This window comes from Candidatus Nitrospira neomarina (genome assembly GCF_032051675.1).
Classification (GTDB): domain Bacteria; phylum Nitrospirota; class Nitrospiria; order Nitrospirales; family UBA8639; genus Nitrospira_E; species Nitrospira_E neomarina.
Genome location: NZ_CP116968.1, coordinates 3,609,514 through 3,624,848 on the forward strand (window position 1 = coordinate 3,609,514; position 15,335 = coordinate 3,624,848).

General features: G+C 48.5%; 16 protein-coding genes. 12 read left to right on the forward strand and 4 right to left on the reverse strand.

The window, feature by feature from the left end:
- Positions 1–63 precede the first annotated feature (63 nt).
- From yidD to rpmH, 3 genes are all read right to left on the reverse strand, one after another.
- Positions 64–273, reverse strand: coding sequence for a membrane protein insertion efficiency factor YidD (gene yidD, locus PQG83_RS15505; RefSeq protein WP_376753600.1), 210 nt, complete (start codon positions 271–273; stop codon positions 64–66).
- 8 nt (positions 274–281) lie between these two features.
- Positions 282–551: a ribonuclease P protein component gene (gene rnpA, locus PQG83_RS15510; RefSeq protein ID WP_376753534.1), complete on the reverse strand. Its 270-nt coding sequence runs from the start codon at positions 549–551 to the stop codon at positions 282–284.
- Between the two features lie 69 nt (positions 552–620).
- Positions 621–761 carry a 50S ribosomal protein L34 gene (rpmH, locus tag PQG83_RS15515; RefSeq protein ID WP_376753392.1) on the reverse strand — a complete coding sequence of 47 codons (141 nt, stop codon included), beginning with the start codon at positions 759–761 and terminating at the stop codon, positions 621–623.
- A gap of 194 nt (positions 762–955) precedes the next feature.
- Between rpmH and hisS the strand changes: the two genes are divergently transcribed.
- The 8 genes from hisS (at position 956) to PQG83_RS15555 (ending at position 11,752) form a co-directional block, all read left to right on the forward strand.
- The gene (gene hisS, locus PQG83_RS15520; protein ID WP_312742908.1) at positions 956–2,206 is read left to right on the forward strand and encodes a histidine--tRNA ligase; all 1,251 of its coding nucleotides are present in this window, start codon (positions 956–958) and stop codon (positions 2,204–2,206) included.
- A 171-nt stretch (positions 2,207–2,377) separates the two neighbouring features.
- Complete coding sequence (locus PQG83_RS15525) at positions 2,378–2,722, forward strand: DsrE family protein (RefSeq protein WP_312742910.1); 345 nt, start codon at positions 2,378–2,380, stop codon at positions 2,720–2,722.
- Positions 2,723–2,733: 11 nt separating this feature from the next.
- Positions 2,734–2,997, forward strand: coding sequence for a hypothetical protein (locus tag PQG83_RS15530; protein ID WP_312742912.1), 264 nt, complete (start codon positions 2,734–2,736; stop codon positions 2,995–2,997).
- Between the two features lie 287 nt (positions 2,998–3,284).
- Positions 3,285–4,652, forward strand: a complete 1,368-nt coding sequence (dnaA, locus tag PQG83_RS15535) for a chromosomal replication initiator protein DnaA (protein WP_376753601.1) — start codon at positions 3,285–3,287, stop codon at positions 4,650–4,652.
- A gap of 22 nt (positions 4,653–4,674) precedes the next feature.
- Positions 4,675–5,799, forward strand: coding sequence for a DNA polymerase III subunit beta (gene dnaN, locus PQG83_RS15540; RefSeq protein WP_312742915.1), 1,125 nt, complete (start codon positions 4,675–4,677; stop codon positions 5,797–5,799).
- A gap of 56 nt (positions 5,800–5,855) precedes the next feature.
- Positions 5,856–8,360, forward strand: coding sequence for a DNA topoisomerase (ATP-hydrolyzing) subunit B (gyrB, locus tag PQG83_RS15545; RefSeq protein ID WP_312742917.1), 2,505 nt, complete (start codon positions 5,856–5,858; stop codon positions 8,358–8,360).
- 102 nt (positions 8,361–8,462) lie between these two features.
- Entirely contained in the window at positions 8,463–10,964 is a 2,502-nt protein-coding gene (gene gyrA, locus PQG83_RS15550) for a DNA gyrase subunit A (protein WP_312742918.1), read from the forward strand.
- Positions 10,965–11,140: 176 nt separating this feature from the next.
- Entirely contained in the window at positions 11,141–11,752 is a 612-nt protein-coding gene (locus PQG83_RS15555) for a hypothetical protein (RefSeq protein WP_312742919.1), read from the forward strand.
- Here PQG83_RS15555 and PQG83_RS15560 read toward each other — a convergent pair.
- Positions 11,676–12,212, reverse strand: a complete 537-nt coding sequence (locus PQG83_RS15560) for a DciA family protein (protein ID WP_312742922.1) — start codon at positions 12,210–12,212, stop codon at positions 11,676–11,678. The genes PQG83_RS15555 and PQG83_RS15560 overlap by 77 nt on opposite strands.
- A gap of 307 nt (positions 12,213–12,519) precedes the next feature.
- On the opposite strand from PQG83_RS15560, the gene smpB reads away from it, so the two are divergent.
- The 4 genes from smpB to PQG83_RS15580 all read left to right on the forward strand — a co-directional run bounded on the left by smpB (position 12,520) and on the right by PQG83_RS15580 (position 15,262).
- The gene (gene smpB, locus PQG83_RS15565) at positions 12,520–12,999 is read left to right on the forward strand and encodes an SsrA-binding protein SmpB (protein ID WP_312742925.1); all 480 of its coding nucleotides are present in this window, start codon (positions 12,520–12,522) and stop codon (positions 12,997–12,999) included.
- A gap of 255 nt (positions 13,000–13,254) precedes the next feature.
- Positions 13,255–13,596, forward strand: coding sequence for a hypothetical protein (locus PQG83_RS15570; RefSeq protein ID WP_312742927.1), 342 nt, complete (start codon positions 13,255–13,257; stop codon positions 13,594–13,596).
- Positions 13,597–14,181: a DUF6680 family protein gene (locus tag PQG83_RS15575; RefSeq protein WP_312742929.1), complete on the forward strand. Its 585-nt coding sequence runs from the start codon at positions 13,597–13,599 to the stop codon at positions 14,179–14,181.
- A 172-nt stretch (positions 14,182–14,353) separates the two neighbouring features.
- Positions 14,354–15,262, forward strand: coding sequence for a hypothetical protein (locus PQG83_RS15580; protein ID WP_312742931.1), 909 nt, complete (start codon positions 14,354–14,356; stop codon positions 15,260–15,262).
- Positions 15,263–15,335: the final 73 nt, after the last annotated feature.

Genomic DNA, 15,335 nt, shown 5'->3' on the forward strand with positions numbered 1-15,335 from the left:
AACTCGTGAGTCCCATAAAGCTGGTGGTAATTAACAATCAAACGGAGGCAAAATATTCAGTGTTCAGGGAACCGGATCCAGCCCCCCAGGATGGAATGGATGACACTTGAGAATTCGACCAGCCATTAGGACCACACCTTTCATCGCGCCATGTTTATGGATAGCCTCAAGGCCATAATGAGAACATGTCGGTTCAAAACGGCAACAGGTTCCCATGAACGGGGAAACCCCATATTGGTAGACTGCAATTATTTTTTTCAGAATCGAGGCCATCATTATTTTTAAAGAAGACCGACTTTGGCTAAGGTGTTCTTCCAGATTTCCCCAATCTTCTGATACTTCGCACCCAAAACCATGATTTTTGGGTACACGATGCAATGAAAACCGCCGGCCATTCCAGATTGCGATTCTCTAACGAGTTCACGAAAGATCCGTTTCAGCCGATTTCTCGTGACGGCTTTGCCCACTCGTCGACCGACGACGATTCCTATCCGAGACGGGTCATGATTGGGTACACGACTAACAAGGAGGGTAAAAAATGGGTTCCGCACAACAGACCCATTGGCCTTCACTCCATCATATTCGTATTTTTTCTTTAAAAAAAACGGGAAGCCCTCCCCTTACTCATCAGAAACCGTCAAGCGGTACCTGCCCTTCTTTCGTCGACGGGCAAGGACCTTTCTCCCATTCTTAGTGCTCATGCGCTTCCTAAAGCCATGATCTCGTTTTCTCTTTAAATTAGAGGGCTGTCGATAGGTCATTGACACGGCATTGTTCTCCTTTTAGCCAATTTCTTATGAACACGCCATTTTATGGGGGGAAAGATCAAGAGTCAAACGTATTTTCTCCCTTCTAAACTGACACACCAACCCAGATTCGTTGACTGGATTCTGGCGGAAAGATATAGTCGGATTCTCTTTTCCCCAATATTTTCTTCAACAGAATAAGGCTGACCGTGTTACGCTCCATTAAGGGTCTTAAGGACATTTTGCCTCAACAAACCCCGCAATGGCGCTATATGGAAACATTGGCCCATACCCTTGCTGCCCAATCAGGTTTTTCTGAAATACGTATTCCTATATTCGAGTCCACTGAACTCTATGCCAGGAGTATTGGAGGAGAAACCGATATTGTAGAGAAAGAGATGTATACCTTTCCTGATCGAGATGGGAGTTCTCTAACGTTACGTCCTGAGGGTACGGCGGGGGTGGTGCGAGCTGTGTTGGAGCACCACCTTCTAGAATCACCCTCTACTCGAAAATTGTATTATCTTGGCCCGATGTTCCGTCATGAACGACCGCAAGCTGGTCGGTACCGGCAATTTCACCAATTTGGGGTTGAAGCGTTCGGGACTGAAGACCCTTTCATGGATGTCGAAGTCATTGCCCTTTTATGGAGGTTTTTTTGTTCGCTGGGACTTCAAGATCTCACTTTGCAAATGAATTCGATTGGCAATACTCAAGATCGTGAAAACTATATTCGGGAACTCAAACAGTTCATTTCTTCTAGATTAGAAATGATTTGCGGTAACTGCCAGCGTCGGTACACGACGAATCCCTTACGGATTCTCGACTGTAAGGTCCCGATTTGTCAGGAAGCGACAAAGGACGCGCCCACTCTTTTCGACCACCTCTCCCCCGAATCGGCCGCTCATTTTCAAAGCGTCCTCGATGGACTCACTTCCATAGACATTCCGTATTCCTTGAACTACCGTTTGGTGAGAGGCCTGGATTATTACTCACGCACGACCTTTGAAATCACTTCTCCACATTTAGGGGCTCAGAGCACCATTGGGGCTGGAGGCCGCTATGATGGATTAGTCGCCCTACTCCAGGGGCCGTCCACTCCTGCTATCGGATTTGCCGTCGGACTGGAAAGAGTGGCTCTCCTTCTTCCTGAACAAATATCCCCCCCCAAAATTCCTTTATTTTTTGTGGCAGGGTTTGGAAAGGAAGCGAAACCCATAGCTTTTAATCTTCTCAACGAACTAAGAGAGCTAGGCATACGGGCAGACACAGACTATAAAAGCGTCAATTTAAAATCGCTCCTTCGATCCGCGGATAAACTTGGAGCCGGTTATGCCATTATTCTTGGGGACGATGAAGCCCGCTCAGAAACGGCCATCATTCGGAACATGACGACCAAAGCCCAGGAATCCGTGAAGCTGAAAGAAATTTCTCAAAAAATTCAATCCTTAGCCTCATAAAAAGTGGGACAAGATTTCTTGGGTTTTTTCTTGACATTTTTTCTACCTGATGTTAGGGTTTTTTTCTTATTTTTCAATAGGAAACGATATTTTTTTATTCAAAAACTATCCTCCATAAATTTCATTAACAAACCCAGCATTTTACGTATTCATCCAAGGTATCAATAAGGGATGCCAAAAAATCTGGTTATCCTTATTCAAGAAGACCCCACCCGCACTCATCGGGCCTCTGAAGCTATGCGAATTGCGTTGGGATTATCTACAGGTCCCAATCCGATAAAGATTATTCTTTTAGAAAATGCCAGACAGTTAATTTCCGATGAGGCCGATGACCTTCCTGATGGCGAAATTCTGGAAAAATATCTCCCGGCTATCAAAAATTTGGAATTGCCGATTGTGGTCCCTATAGGAAGCGGGGAGACCTTTGCCCTTGATCAGAAATTTACCATTCAAGAATCGTCTCCATCTCAAATAGCTTCACTCGTTTCTCATGCTGATCGCGTTTTAACCTTTTAACGGTGCCCCCAATGAGAAACATTTTATATATCTGTACGAAAAACAAGTACGACTGGAATACGTTCATTCCGGAAACAGATTCCGCTGTATCGGAAATGGATCCAACTGTGTTGCTTCTTCAAAATGGACTGGATTTACAGCATGTTCCGACCTCCAATGTTTGTGTTTTATGCAATGAAGGAGAAAGAGAAGAAGATTCCAGATCATATGAGCCAATTTCCTATCAGGGTTTTTTGGAAAAAATATTTTTGGCGGATTTGGCTTTGGTGATATAACTATCCCTCTTCTTCTTTGTTATAAAAGAAGACAAAGAAATAGTAGGAGTAGTGGTAGTAGGGATAGGGAATAGTGGGGATAACGACTTTTGGAATTTCAAACTCCTCTGAATGTGGGTAAAGAAAGTGGTTTGAGGTTTTAATTTATCGTCGTGGAAGTTGTGGATAGAGGGCATGAAGTTTATGGTAGAGGGTGTTGATAGGAATTAGAGAGTGTCTAATAAGATAGGGCAGACTCATACTCAGGGCCGTTACTATTAACATCTGTGAATAATATTGTGAATAAGTTGAATTTACCTAATATTAACAATGATAAAGTTTGGGTTGACGTGTTGAATTTTGTCAGCCCTCGGGTGGGAGATGACACCATTGAAACATGGTTTCAACCTTTGATTTTGGAGAGTCTTACGGAAGATCAAGTGCATATCCGTGTGCCAAATAGATTTTTTGGAGAATGGTTAGGCAGAAACTATAAAGATTTACTCAAAGAGGCCTTTCACCATGTCGAGGGGGTGAATCCGGCAGAGATTATTTTTGTGATGAAAGAGCAGGATGGAGACGGAGAGCCATCGCCTCAGCTCAAAACAGGAGTTCGAGAAAACCGGGTGCCCGCTCAACTTCAACGAGTGAGACGTCAACCTCTTCCCAACCCCAAATATACCTTTAAAAACTTTGTTGTGGGAGCGAGTAATCAATTTGCACATGCCGCTTGTCTCGCTGTCGCAGAATCACCTGCGAAAGCGTATAACCCGTTATTCATTTATGGCGGGGTGGGGTTAGGGAAAACGCATCTTCTCAACTCGATAGGAAATTATATTGCTGATCATGGCGATCTCCGTATTGCGTATGTCACGACCGAGCAATTCACCAATGAGGTTATAAACTCCATCCGCTATGACAAAATGATTGAATTGAGAAGGCGATACAGAAACGTGGACATGCTGCTCATTGATGATATCCAATTTTTAGCAGGGAAAGAACGGACACAAGAGGAATTTTTTCACACATTTAATTCTCTCTATGAAGCTGGAAAACAGATCGTATTGTCGAGTGATCGGTTTCCCAAAGAAATGCCTTCAATGGAAGAGCGGCTTCGGTCGCGCTTTGAGTGGGGACTGATTGCCGACCTTCAACCACCTGATGTCGAGACTCGAATCGCCATTCTCCGAAAAAAATCGGAGGAAGAAGGTATTGCCATCAATGAGGAAGTCATCCAGTTGTTGGCGGCGAACTTAAAAAGCAATATTCGTGAAATTGAAGGGGCACTGATTCGACTTGGTGCCTATGCATCTTTGACGGGTCAAAAAATCACGGCGGACATGGCTAAACACATCCTCCGTGATCTTCTTGGTGGAAAACGGAAGGTGATCACAACTGAGGATATACAAGAAGTGGTCGCGAATCGGTTCCATGTCAAGATATCCGACTTGAAGTCGAAACGACGAACGAAAACCTTAGTGTTTCCTCGCCAAATTGCGATGTTCCTCAGCCGGGATATGACAGACTCCTCCTTTCCGGAAATAGGAAGAGACTTTGGGGGGAAAGACCATACAACCATTATTCATGCTTGTAAGCAAATGCAGAAGGCTCAGGAAACGGATTCCACTCTTCGAGCCACAATCGAAAGCCTGAAAGAAGAAATCGGCAAGGGATAACACCACCGTTTATAGGACACCTATGAAAATTCAAATAACCAGGGAGGATTTGTTAACCGCACTCCAACGCGTGCAGGGAGTGGTGGAGAAGCGGAATACCATGCCTATCCTGGCGAATATTCTGTTGGAGGCCAAGCCGGAAGGGCTGGACATTGTGGCCACTGATTTAGAAATTGGCATGAGAGGTCTCTATAAAGCCACGGTCCATGAGCCCGGGTCTGTCACATTTTCCGCACGAACGCTTTTCGATATTTTGAAAGAAATCCGACATTCCGACATTGAATTGGTCGTAGGGGACAATAATTGGGTGACCGTGAAAGCTGGAAAAAGCCAATTTCGTGTGGTGGGCTTACCCAGTAAGGATTACCCTGCCCTTCCAACTATTGAGCGGGAAGGGTTGATGGCACTCCCCGCGCAGGGACTGTTGCAGCTTCTGAAAAAGACCGTCTTTGCCGTGGGGGAAAAAGATACACGTTATGTGTTAAACGGTCTTCTTCTCACCCTGATTCCTTCGGGAGCCACAGTGACGCTTCGTTTGGTGGGAACCGACGGACATCGATTAGCCTGGGCTGAGCAGGAAGTGACTCCCGAGAAAGCGGCTATTCCCTCAGCAGAAATTAAGGTCATAATTCCCAAAAAAGCCGCCATAGAAATCCGGCGACTTTTGGAAGAAGACGACGAACAACCGTTCCTTGGGTTTACGAAAAATATGTTGATCTTTCGGAAAAGCGGGTTGGTGTTAACCTCACGGATTATGGAGGGGACCTATCCCAACTACCAGCAGGTGGTACCGAAAGAAAGTCCTAAAAAAGTTACTGTCAACAAGTCCGATTTGGAGGGTGCACTTCGAAGAGTGGCAATCCTTTCGAAAGATAAAGCCCATGCCGTGAAACTGTCCATCAATCCCGATCACATTCATCTTTCTTCAAAAAGCCCGGATTTGGGGGAAGCGGATGAAGACATCCCGGCTAAATTTGTGGGAGAAAGTTTTTCCACGGGTTTCAACGCCAGGTATTTCCTGGATGTCTTATCCGTCATTGAAACGGAAACGCTGACCCTTCAAATGGAAACACCCTTAAGCCCGTGTTTGATTCAGGAGCAGGGTAATCCCACGTTCAAAGCCGTGGTGATGCCCGTGAAGGTTTGACGGATTTGACCCAACAGACATTCCTTCTTCCACACGCAGTCAAAGCCTAAAATTGTATGGAATCCGCAAAAAACCCTAGCCAAGAATCTGCCCCCTCTGCAGACCGCCAACATTCGGATACTCGGTACGATGCCGATCAGATCCGCGTCCTGGAAGGACTGGAAGCGGTGCAAAAACGACCGGCCATGTATATTGGCAGCACGGGGGTCGATGGTCTGCACCATATGGTGTATGAGGTTGTTGATAATAGTGTGGATGAACACATGGCCGGCTATGGAAATGAAATACAGGTCGTGCTCCAAGTGGATGGCAGTGTCATGGTTTCGGATAATGGAAGAGGGATTCCCACCGGCATGCATTCCACCCAGAAAAAATCGGCCGCTGAAGTCGCATTGACCGTCCTCCATGCGGGCGGAAAATTTGAAGAGGGTGCCTACAAAGTCTCGGGTGGGTTACATGGCGTAGGCATATCGGTCGTGAATGCCCTCTCGGAATGGTTGGAGTTGGAAATTTGGCAAAACGGGGAAGTCTTCGAACAACAGTATCAACGTGGGAAACCGCAGACTCCATTAACGGTCGCAGGGATCACCAAAAAACGCGGAACGAAAGTTATTTTTAAGCCGGATCCTCTCATTTTTGAAACTGTCGAATTTAGTTTTGATGTCCTGGCTCAACGACTTCGTGAATTGGCCTTTCTCAATAAAGGATTGGAGATCTGTTTAAAGGATGACCGGGCGGGAAAAGAAAAAGAGCAGGTGTTTTGTTACATAGGAGGAATCGTCTCCTTCGTCGAGCATCTGAATGAAGCCAAATCTCCCATCCATCCTCCCATTGTCGTGGAAGTGGAAAAGCCCGAGATGATTCTCCAGTTGGCCCTTCAATATAACGAAGGGTATTCAGAGAATTTATATTCCTTCGCCAATAATATTAATACCCGTGAGGGCGGCACGCATCTCATCGGATTTAAGTCGGCCTTGACGCGTACCATCAATAGTTACGCCACTGCCAATGATTTATTTAAAAAAGATTCGGAATCGCTGAGTGGAGAAGATGTTCGAGAAGGGTTAACCGCCGTAGTGAGCGTGAAAATCCGCAATCCGCAATTTGAGGGCCAGACCAAAGCCAAATTAGGCAATAGTGAGGTTAAGGGCATTGTGGAGTCGGCCGTCAATGAAGCCTTGGGATCGTACTTAGAAGAAAATCCTTCGGTGGCAAAAAAAATCGTCGGGAAGTCGGTGGATGCCGCACGGGCCAGGGAAGCCGCAAGAAAAGCCAAAGAACTGATTCGAAGAAAAGGCGCGTTGGATGGCGGATCACTGCCAGGAAAATTGGCTGACTGCTCCGAAAAGGATCCCCAATTCAGTGAACTCTATCTGGTGGAGGGTGATTCGGCCGGTGGATCGGCAAAGCAGGGTCGCGATCGACGTTCACAAGCGATCCTTCCTCTCAAGGGCAAGATCCTGAATGTCGAAAAGGCTCGATTCGATAAAATGCTCGCCAGTGAGGAAATTCGAACGCTTATCATGGCCATCGGAACCGGAATCGGTCGGCCACGAGAGGACGCAGAAAAAGGCAAGGAAGATAAAGATGCCTTTGATATCAATCGAGCCCGTTACCACAAGATTATTATCATGACTGATGCGGATGTCGATGGCAGCCATATCCGGACTCTTCTCCTGACTTTCTTTTTCAGGCAAATGCCGGAACTGATCGAGCGGGGCTATATCTACATTGCCCAGCCTCCCTTGTTTAAAGTCAAAAAAGGGAAAGGCGAAAAGTATCTCAAAGATGAAGCGGCGATGAATACCTATTTGTCTAATCTCGCCGTGGAGGATACCCAACTCTTTCTTCCGGAACAAAACCAATTCGTGACCAGGGATGAACTCATTCCGATATTAGATAAGCTGGTGGCATTTGAAGGGCTCTTAATCCGTCAGGGGCAAAAGCAAATAGAGCCGTCGCTGCTCCGCGTGTTAGTGGATTTTCCGGAATTAACCAAGGATTTGTTAAAAAACCGTGGCGACTTGGAAGTAGTGATCGAGGAGGCCACACGCCGGCTTCGCCTCGCATTCCCCGAAGGAACCGTGGAACTGACGATTCAGACCGATGAAGAGCATCAGGCCCACCATATCCTGTGTCGGGTGGCAGGGAATGGCAGTCAGAAATTTTTGAATCTGACTCACGACATGGTGGGATCTGCAGATTTCAGGGAATTACAAAAGATCGCTCCTTCGGCCTTGGGATTGGGGCGACCACCCTACCGCTTAAAACGCAAAGAGATGGAAACGGAATTTTCCACCAGTCAGGATCTCGTGACAGAGTTTTTAGAAACCGGGAAAAAGGGTATGTCCATTCAGCGATACAAGGGATTGGGCGAGATGAATCCGACACAATTGTGGGACACCACGATGAATCCAGAGACCCGGAGTCTCCTTCAGGTGACCTTAGAAGATACCACGGGAGTGGATGAAATCTTTACTATTTTGATGGGTGATGAAGTCGAGCCCCGCCGGAATTTCATTCAAAAGCATGCCCTGGAAGTTCGAAATTTGGATGTCTAGCAGGTGCCTGCGTTTGGTTGTGTGACCCCGAATGTTGAGCCAGAGTACATCAAGTCAAAGTGCAGACCATGAAGGGTGATGAGCCCTTTCGAGGAGTGACGTATGCCGGTTGAACCACGTCTGACGCAAGTCGCCATTGAAGATGAAATGCGTTTGTCCTATTTGGACTACGCAATGAGCGTCATTGTCGGGCGGGCGTTGCCGGATGTGCGAGACGGGCTCAAGCCGGTTCATCGGCGCATCCTGTATGGCATGAATGAAATGGGTCTGGCTGCCGGGAAGCCCTACAGGAAATCCGCAAAAATTGTCGGCGAAATCATGGGTAACTATCACCCGCATGGTGATTCAGCCATTTACGACACGTTGGTTCGTATGGCCCAGGATTTCAATATGCGGTATCCCTTGGTGGATGGCCAGGGGAACTATGGGTCGGTTGATGGTGATCCGCCCGCAGCCATGCGCTACACCGAAGCCCGCTTAACCAAGCTGGCGGAAGAAATGTTGGTCGATATCGACCGCGAGACCGTCAACTTTACCCCGACGTACGATGAATCGTCCCAAGAGCCCATCGTGCTGCCAGCTCGTATTCCGAATCTGTTAGTCAATGGAGCAGGAGGCATTGCGGTCGGGTATGCCACCAATATTCCCACGCATAATTTAGGCGAGGTCGTCGCCGCGCTGATTGCCCTTATTGAACGGCCCGAGGTGACCATTCGCGAACTCATGGAATGCATTCCGGGGCCCGATTTCCCCACCGCCGGTTTTATTTATGGCACGCAAGGGATCAAAGACGCCTATGAAACGGGACGAGGTCTTCTGTCTCTTCGGGCGAAAGCTGAAATCGAGGTGGATGAACGTACCGAGCGGTCGCGTATCATCGTGACGGAGCTGCCGTACCAGGTCAACAAGGCCAAGCTGATAGAAAAGATCGCCGAACTTATCCACGAAAAACGGGTTGAAGGGATTTCCGATCTTCGCGACGAATCCGATCGCGATGGACTCCGCGTGGTGATCGAACTCAAGAGAAACGAAAACGCGGCGGTGTTACTGAATCAACTCTATAAACACACCCAGATGCAAACGACCTTCGGGGTCATCATGTTGGCCCTGGTGGGGAACCGGCCTGAGGTGCTGACCCTCAAACAGATTCTGGCCGCGTTCCTTGAGCACCGTAAAGAAGTGGTGATTCGCCGGACGGCGTACGACCTTCGCAAAGCCGAAGAACGCGCCCATATCTTAGAAGGCTTGAGACGAGCCCTGGAGTTCCTGGATGAAGTCATTGCTCTCATCCGTGGAGCGTCTTCTCCGGAAACCGCTCGCCAGGGCTTGATGAGCCAGTTTACCTTGAGCGAGGTGCAGGCCACGGCCATCCTGGAAATGCGGTTGCAACGCTTGACCCAACTGGAACAGGACAAGCTCACACAGGAATATAACGAACTGGTCTCCCGCATTGCCCATTTGCGCACCATATTAGCGTCCGATGCGATGGTGCGACAAATCGTGAAACAGGAATTAGTCGAAATCAAAGAACAATATTCCGATGAGCGACGAACACAGATCCTTCCTGCCGAAGCCGAGCTGCAAATGGAAGATTTGATCGCGGAGGAAGAAGTCGTCGTGACCATTACACATGCGGGCTATATTAAGCGGAATGCCGTTTCCATCTATCGGGCCCAACGCCGGGGTGGAAAAGGGAAAGTCGGCATGGGGGTCAAGGAAGAGGACTTCGTCGAACAAATCTTTACGGCCTCAACCCATGATTACCTGTTGTTCTTCACCGATGCCGGTCGCGTGTACTGGCTCAAGGTCTATCAATTGCCCGATGTCGGGCGGTCCAGCAAAGGGAAAGCCATTGTGAATTTGTTGACCATCAGCCAGGGCGAGCGGGTCACCGCGACTCTGCCGGTCCGGGTGTTTGCCGAAGACCAATATGTTGTGATGGCGACGCAAAAAGGCTATATCAAAAAAACCGATCTGGCCGCGTTCAGCCATCCCCGGCAGGGGGGGATTATTGCGTTGACCCTGGAGGAAGGCGACCGGCTCATCGGCGTGGATATCACAGATGGCACGAGAGAAATTCTCCTGGGCACCCGAATGGGCATTGTTATTCGCTTTCGTGAGGAAGATGTCCGTCCGGTTGGACGAACGGCCCGTGGAGTCAGGGGCATCACGTTGGTGGCGAGCAATGAGGTTATCGGGATGGTCACGATTACCAGTCAAACGCAATCCTCCATTCTGACCGTCACCGAACGCGGGTATGGTAAACGCACACAGGTAGAGGAATATCGGCTCCAATCACGGGCTGGAAAAGGCGTCATCAGCGTCAAAGTCACGGAGAAAAACGGCCCGGCCATTTCGTTCCATCAAGTCTGGGAATCCGATGAGATTATGCTCATGTCCGCAGAGGGCATGATCCTTCGCACCCGCATGGGAGATATCAGAGAAATCGGACGCAATGCCCAAGGGGTACGGCTGATCCACTTGCCCGATGACGATCGGGTGGTGGGCGTCGCCAAACTCGCTGAGACAGATGAAGGCGATCTACCCGATCCGGATGAACTCAATGGCGAGATGCCAGATGAACCGGCCTCCTCAACGGAATAAGTTCACGCGACCCTCTCAGAACAGCAAGCCGAAGACGCCGGTGTGTTCCGAGATGACCAGAGAAATTGAACGGTCATCTCACCCGCGTGTTCTTCTTCAATTACTCCCCCGCTTGCATCTTCCCCGGCTCACAAGAGGAAGCAGAAGGAAGCGATTGCCTGAGGGAAGGGTTTAGGTTGGATTCCCCTCACAAATCCCCCGGCCAACCAGCAAGGCGCAAAAAGTTCGATCCCATCGTCCTAATGGGATTAGGCATTTTGATCGGAGGGATTTTTGTCATCTCCCTCGGCATGTTCCTCTCCCGGCCGGACCGGTCCATCCCGCCCTATAGTATCGGAGCTCAAGAGGGATCGTTGGTGGCCGTCCATGTGCCCCCCTATACCAGTGATCCCGAAATACAAACCCTGGTCAGGCGGTTTGGCGATGTCGGCAGGGCCACCCGTGATTTCGCGGACATGAAAATCCGCCCCACCACTTCCGACGATCCTCGCGGACGATACCAAACGTTACAAATCCTCATTTTTTCAGATCCATTCTGGACCGAGCCGGATAACCTTCACCGGTATGTCGCCAATGAGGTCGATGACGATTCGGAAAAAACCTTTCGGAAAAACTTTGAAGCTGCTGTGCGAGCCGGGTATCGTGCCGATGCGGACGGTCAGGCGGGATGGATCGGCCCCTGGAACCGAAGCGGGTCAAAAGATCGAACGCTTACGATGCAGTGGGTGTTTCAAGAGACGTGGGAGGAGGCAAGTCTTCATAATCAGACGTCTTCCCCGGCTCCCTAGTCGAGGGCGATGCTTCAGCAAGGGCTTTAGTGATAGTCTGAGAGAGGAGGGTTTGGAGGTCAGGATTACTCAGCCGTTTCGCTAAGCCGGTGGCAAAGGGCGACGGTTCACCGACAAAATGGGGAGGGTCCTGGGGTAGTGGATCCGGTTGAGGCGGGGATTGAGGAATGGAGCCGATGCGTAAGACGACCTCCGTTAAGCCCAGTTCCGGCATCATCGAATGAATGGCTTCCAAAATGGCCGGTCTCAAAAACATGAGCTGCTGAAGCCAAATTGAGTTATCCGCCACCAGATGCAATTTTTTAAAGCGGATACTCTCAGGGTAGGAATGTTTGGCCATCGTCGCACCCACAAGATGTTCCCACTCCTGTTGGAGTTGGACCTCGGACAGTTTGAGGCCGAGCGGATTCCCTTTGGAAAAATCTTGAATAAGACTCTGGATCGATTCAAAGGAACTCATTGTGAGGGTATTGTATCGTACTGTCCTGGTTGATTCATCCGTTTGGCACCCATTCTGTCATCTTGACCCCAGGGAGAGATCCTTTTCCCTGGCATCTTGTAGGGGTGATGAATAATTAATAATCCGTTATTTCAGGTGACTTTGATAGGTAGCCAATAGAAGAAAGAGGGGCTGTTCAAAAAGGTCGTCCAGCAAGGCCGCAAGCCGCGAGGAGGGCGAGGCGTACCGGGTAGGTACGTTGAGCCCTTCGAAGCAATGAGAACGGCGCTGGCGACATTTTTCAACAGTCCGCTAAGGAAAATCAGGCATGGCAAAACAAAAAACAGATCCCTCCAGTAAAGTCCTCAGCACCAACCGGAAGGCCTTCTATGACTACATGATAGAAGAGAAGGTCGAAGCCGGTATCGTCCTGGTCGGGACCGAAGTCAAAGCCTTACGGGAGGGACGCCTGAATCTGAAGGAGAGTTACGCCGCTATCATCAATGGCAAAGCCATCCTGCATAACTGCCATATCGGCACCTACAGTCATGGCAATCAAATGAATCACGAGCCGTTACGCCCAAGAACCCTGCTGTTGCATAAGAAAGAGATCGAGCGGTTAGGGGAAAAAGTCCAACAGAAAGGACTTACCCTCGTCCCGCTTCGCCTCTATTTCAATAACAGAGGGCGGGTCAAGCTGGAACTCGCCCTTGGGCGAGGGAAGAAAAACTACGACCGGCGGGACACCATCAAAAAGCGGGAAGCCGGTCGCGAAATCGACCGCGCCATGAAAGAGTCTCGATCCTAGGATTCAGTGGGCCTTGACCAGTGATCATGGACGTTTTTCGCACGCTGGACTGGGAATATTTTAGGAATGATAAATTTTGTTTCCGATTTGGCCGAACAGACTGTCCTCTGTTTCCAAAACCAAAATGGATAAAATACCTTTTGGACCAATTCCCTTTCCCTATTTCCTTGTTGTCGAATAATATAAAATAATTTTAAGGTCATAACAACGTATTTCATATCCATACTATTCCAAGAAAAGAAAACAGATTAAGGCATGATTGACGGATTTTACTCTATATTTTTTACCGGAGTTTCTGGACAAGGATTCGGGGTCATTGTTCTAAAAGATGGAATACTTGTTGGAGCTGATAATACTGGCGGTTCATATGACGGACACTACACAGTTAACAATGAAAAACAGTTTCTAATAGGCGAGGTGGTTTTAAATGCGCCTCCCGGGATTCAGCTTGTAACTGGTGCTGCAACGGGTTCTGAGCCAGCCTCCTGGGTTATGCCATTATCATTACCGCCTGATTTTGGTAATGGCAGGGCATTTCCAATGAAAACGCCAACTGGGCCGATCAATATCATCTTTAGAAAGTTAAGAGATATTTAAATGGATGGGACGACTATAGCAACCATTTTTGCAATTATTATTGGACCGTTAATTGGAGTAGCCTTAGCGCGATATCTCACCAGTCTCGAAGATACTAAGCAAAGAAGAATGGAAATATTTCGCACCCTGATGAGGACACGAGGTCTTGTCATTTCCTATGACCATGTCGGGGCCTTAAATCTTGTCGAGGTGGAATTCACGGATGAGGGAAAGGTTATTGCCGCTTGGAAGGGGTATCTGAAGGAGCTAAGCACGCCTTTCCCTCCTACTAAAGAGGAAAGGGCATTCCAACAGAAACAAGAAACTTTTCGAAAACTATTAACTAAATTACTTCATGAAATTGCGAAGGTGCTGAACATTAAAATGGAGCAACTCGATATTTTTGAAAGTAACTATATTCCTCAAGGTTGGCACGATGACGACCTTCAACAAAGATATTTACGAACGTTGGCAATAAATCTCCTAAGTGGACGAAATCCACTTCCTATTTCTATCCCAAGTGCTCCAAATCAAGCAGAGGAATTCTCCCCGTTCCCACCCCCACCAGAAAGTAAAGGTGGTGATACTTGTAAGGAGAACTCCTAAAAATATCTCTGTCTTTAGCCGAAAATCTCTCAATTAGGGTCCCCCCCGTCGGTTTTTAAAATTCCCCATTTTTACTAGTCAGCTCTCTATCTTGGACGAAATTTTCCCATACACACTTTTTAACATGACCTTTTCGTTGCCAACCTTGGAGTGAGCTTCTACACTCCCTGTTATGTCCAACACTATTGATCAGTTCCCATCAGATCCGGCGAGGCCGGTTTTTCGGCCTGGAGATTTCAAAGGCCGTGAGGGATTAGTCCGCAATATGTTGCGGCGGTTGGAACGGGGAGAATCCTTAAGCCTTGTTGGTGGGCCAAAATTAGGAAAAACTTCGTTGCTGCTTCACCTCGCCTGCCAAATGAATCATGCGGGGCCGTCTCCAAGGTCCACCGGGCCGTCAGCCTTGTATGTGGATGTTGCCGACGAGGCTGATTGGAAACGATTCCACTCCCGCCCGCCAAATCCTGACACCATTCTTCTTCTTGATAACTGTGATCGGCTGGTTGAAGGGAAGGCTTGTTCGCTTTCAGACATTGATCTTTTGCCTGGAGGTTCCACAGTCTTTGCCGGAGGACGAGCCTGGCGGGAGGTGGTAAGAGGAGGCGATTTGCCACACACACTGAAGTTGATCCCCTTGTCGGTGTTTTTGGAAAAGGAGGCACAACAGTTATTCAATCCGGACCTTTCCACCGAACAACATTCCACTATCCTCACCTATGCAGGGACTCATCCCTATAACTTCAAGCTGTTGCAGGCTGCATTCCTGCGTGAAGGTCTCCATGTTCCGACGGAACATATTGTCAGTGAGGTGAAAAAATACCTCTTTTCTTTTTTCCAGGACTGTGTGAATCAACTGCGGGAACCCCTCGAACATCAAGTGCTGGCCTTTGTGATTGAAGCCGACAAACCGGTGAACCCGAGAGAGGTGGCGCGGGCAATTGGACTGCCGACGATTAAGCCTGTTGCGGATACGCTGTGTGCGTTGGGACTGATCAGCCGCTGGATTCGGGATGAAGAAGCCACGCTTTCAGCAGGGAGCCGATTGTTTAATGAGTGGTATAGGGAAACGGTGGCTTCCTAAGATAGAGATAGGATTTGTCCCATCCTGTTGATGGGCCATGCAAGATGGGCGTCAATTACTCAGTAAGTCTGTA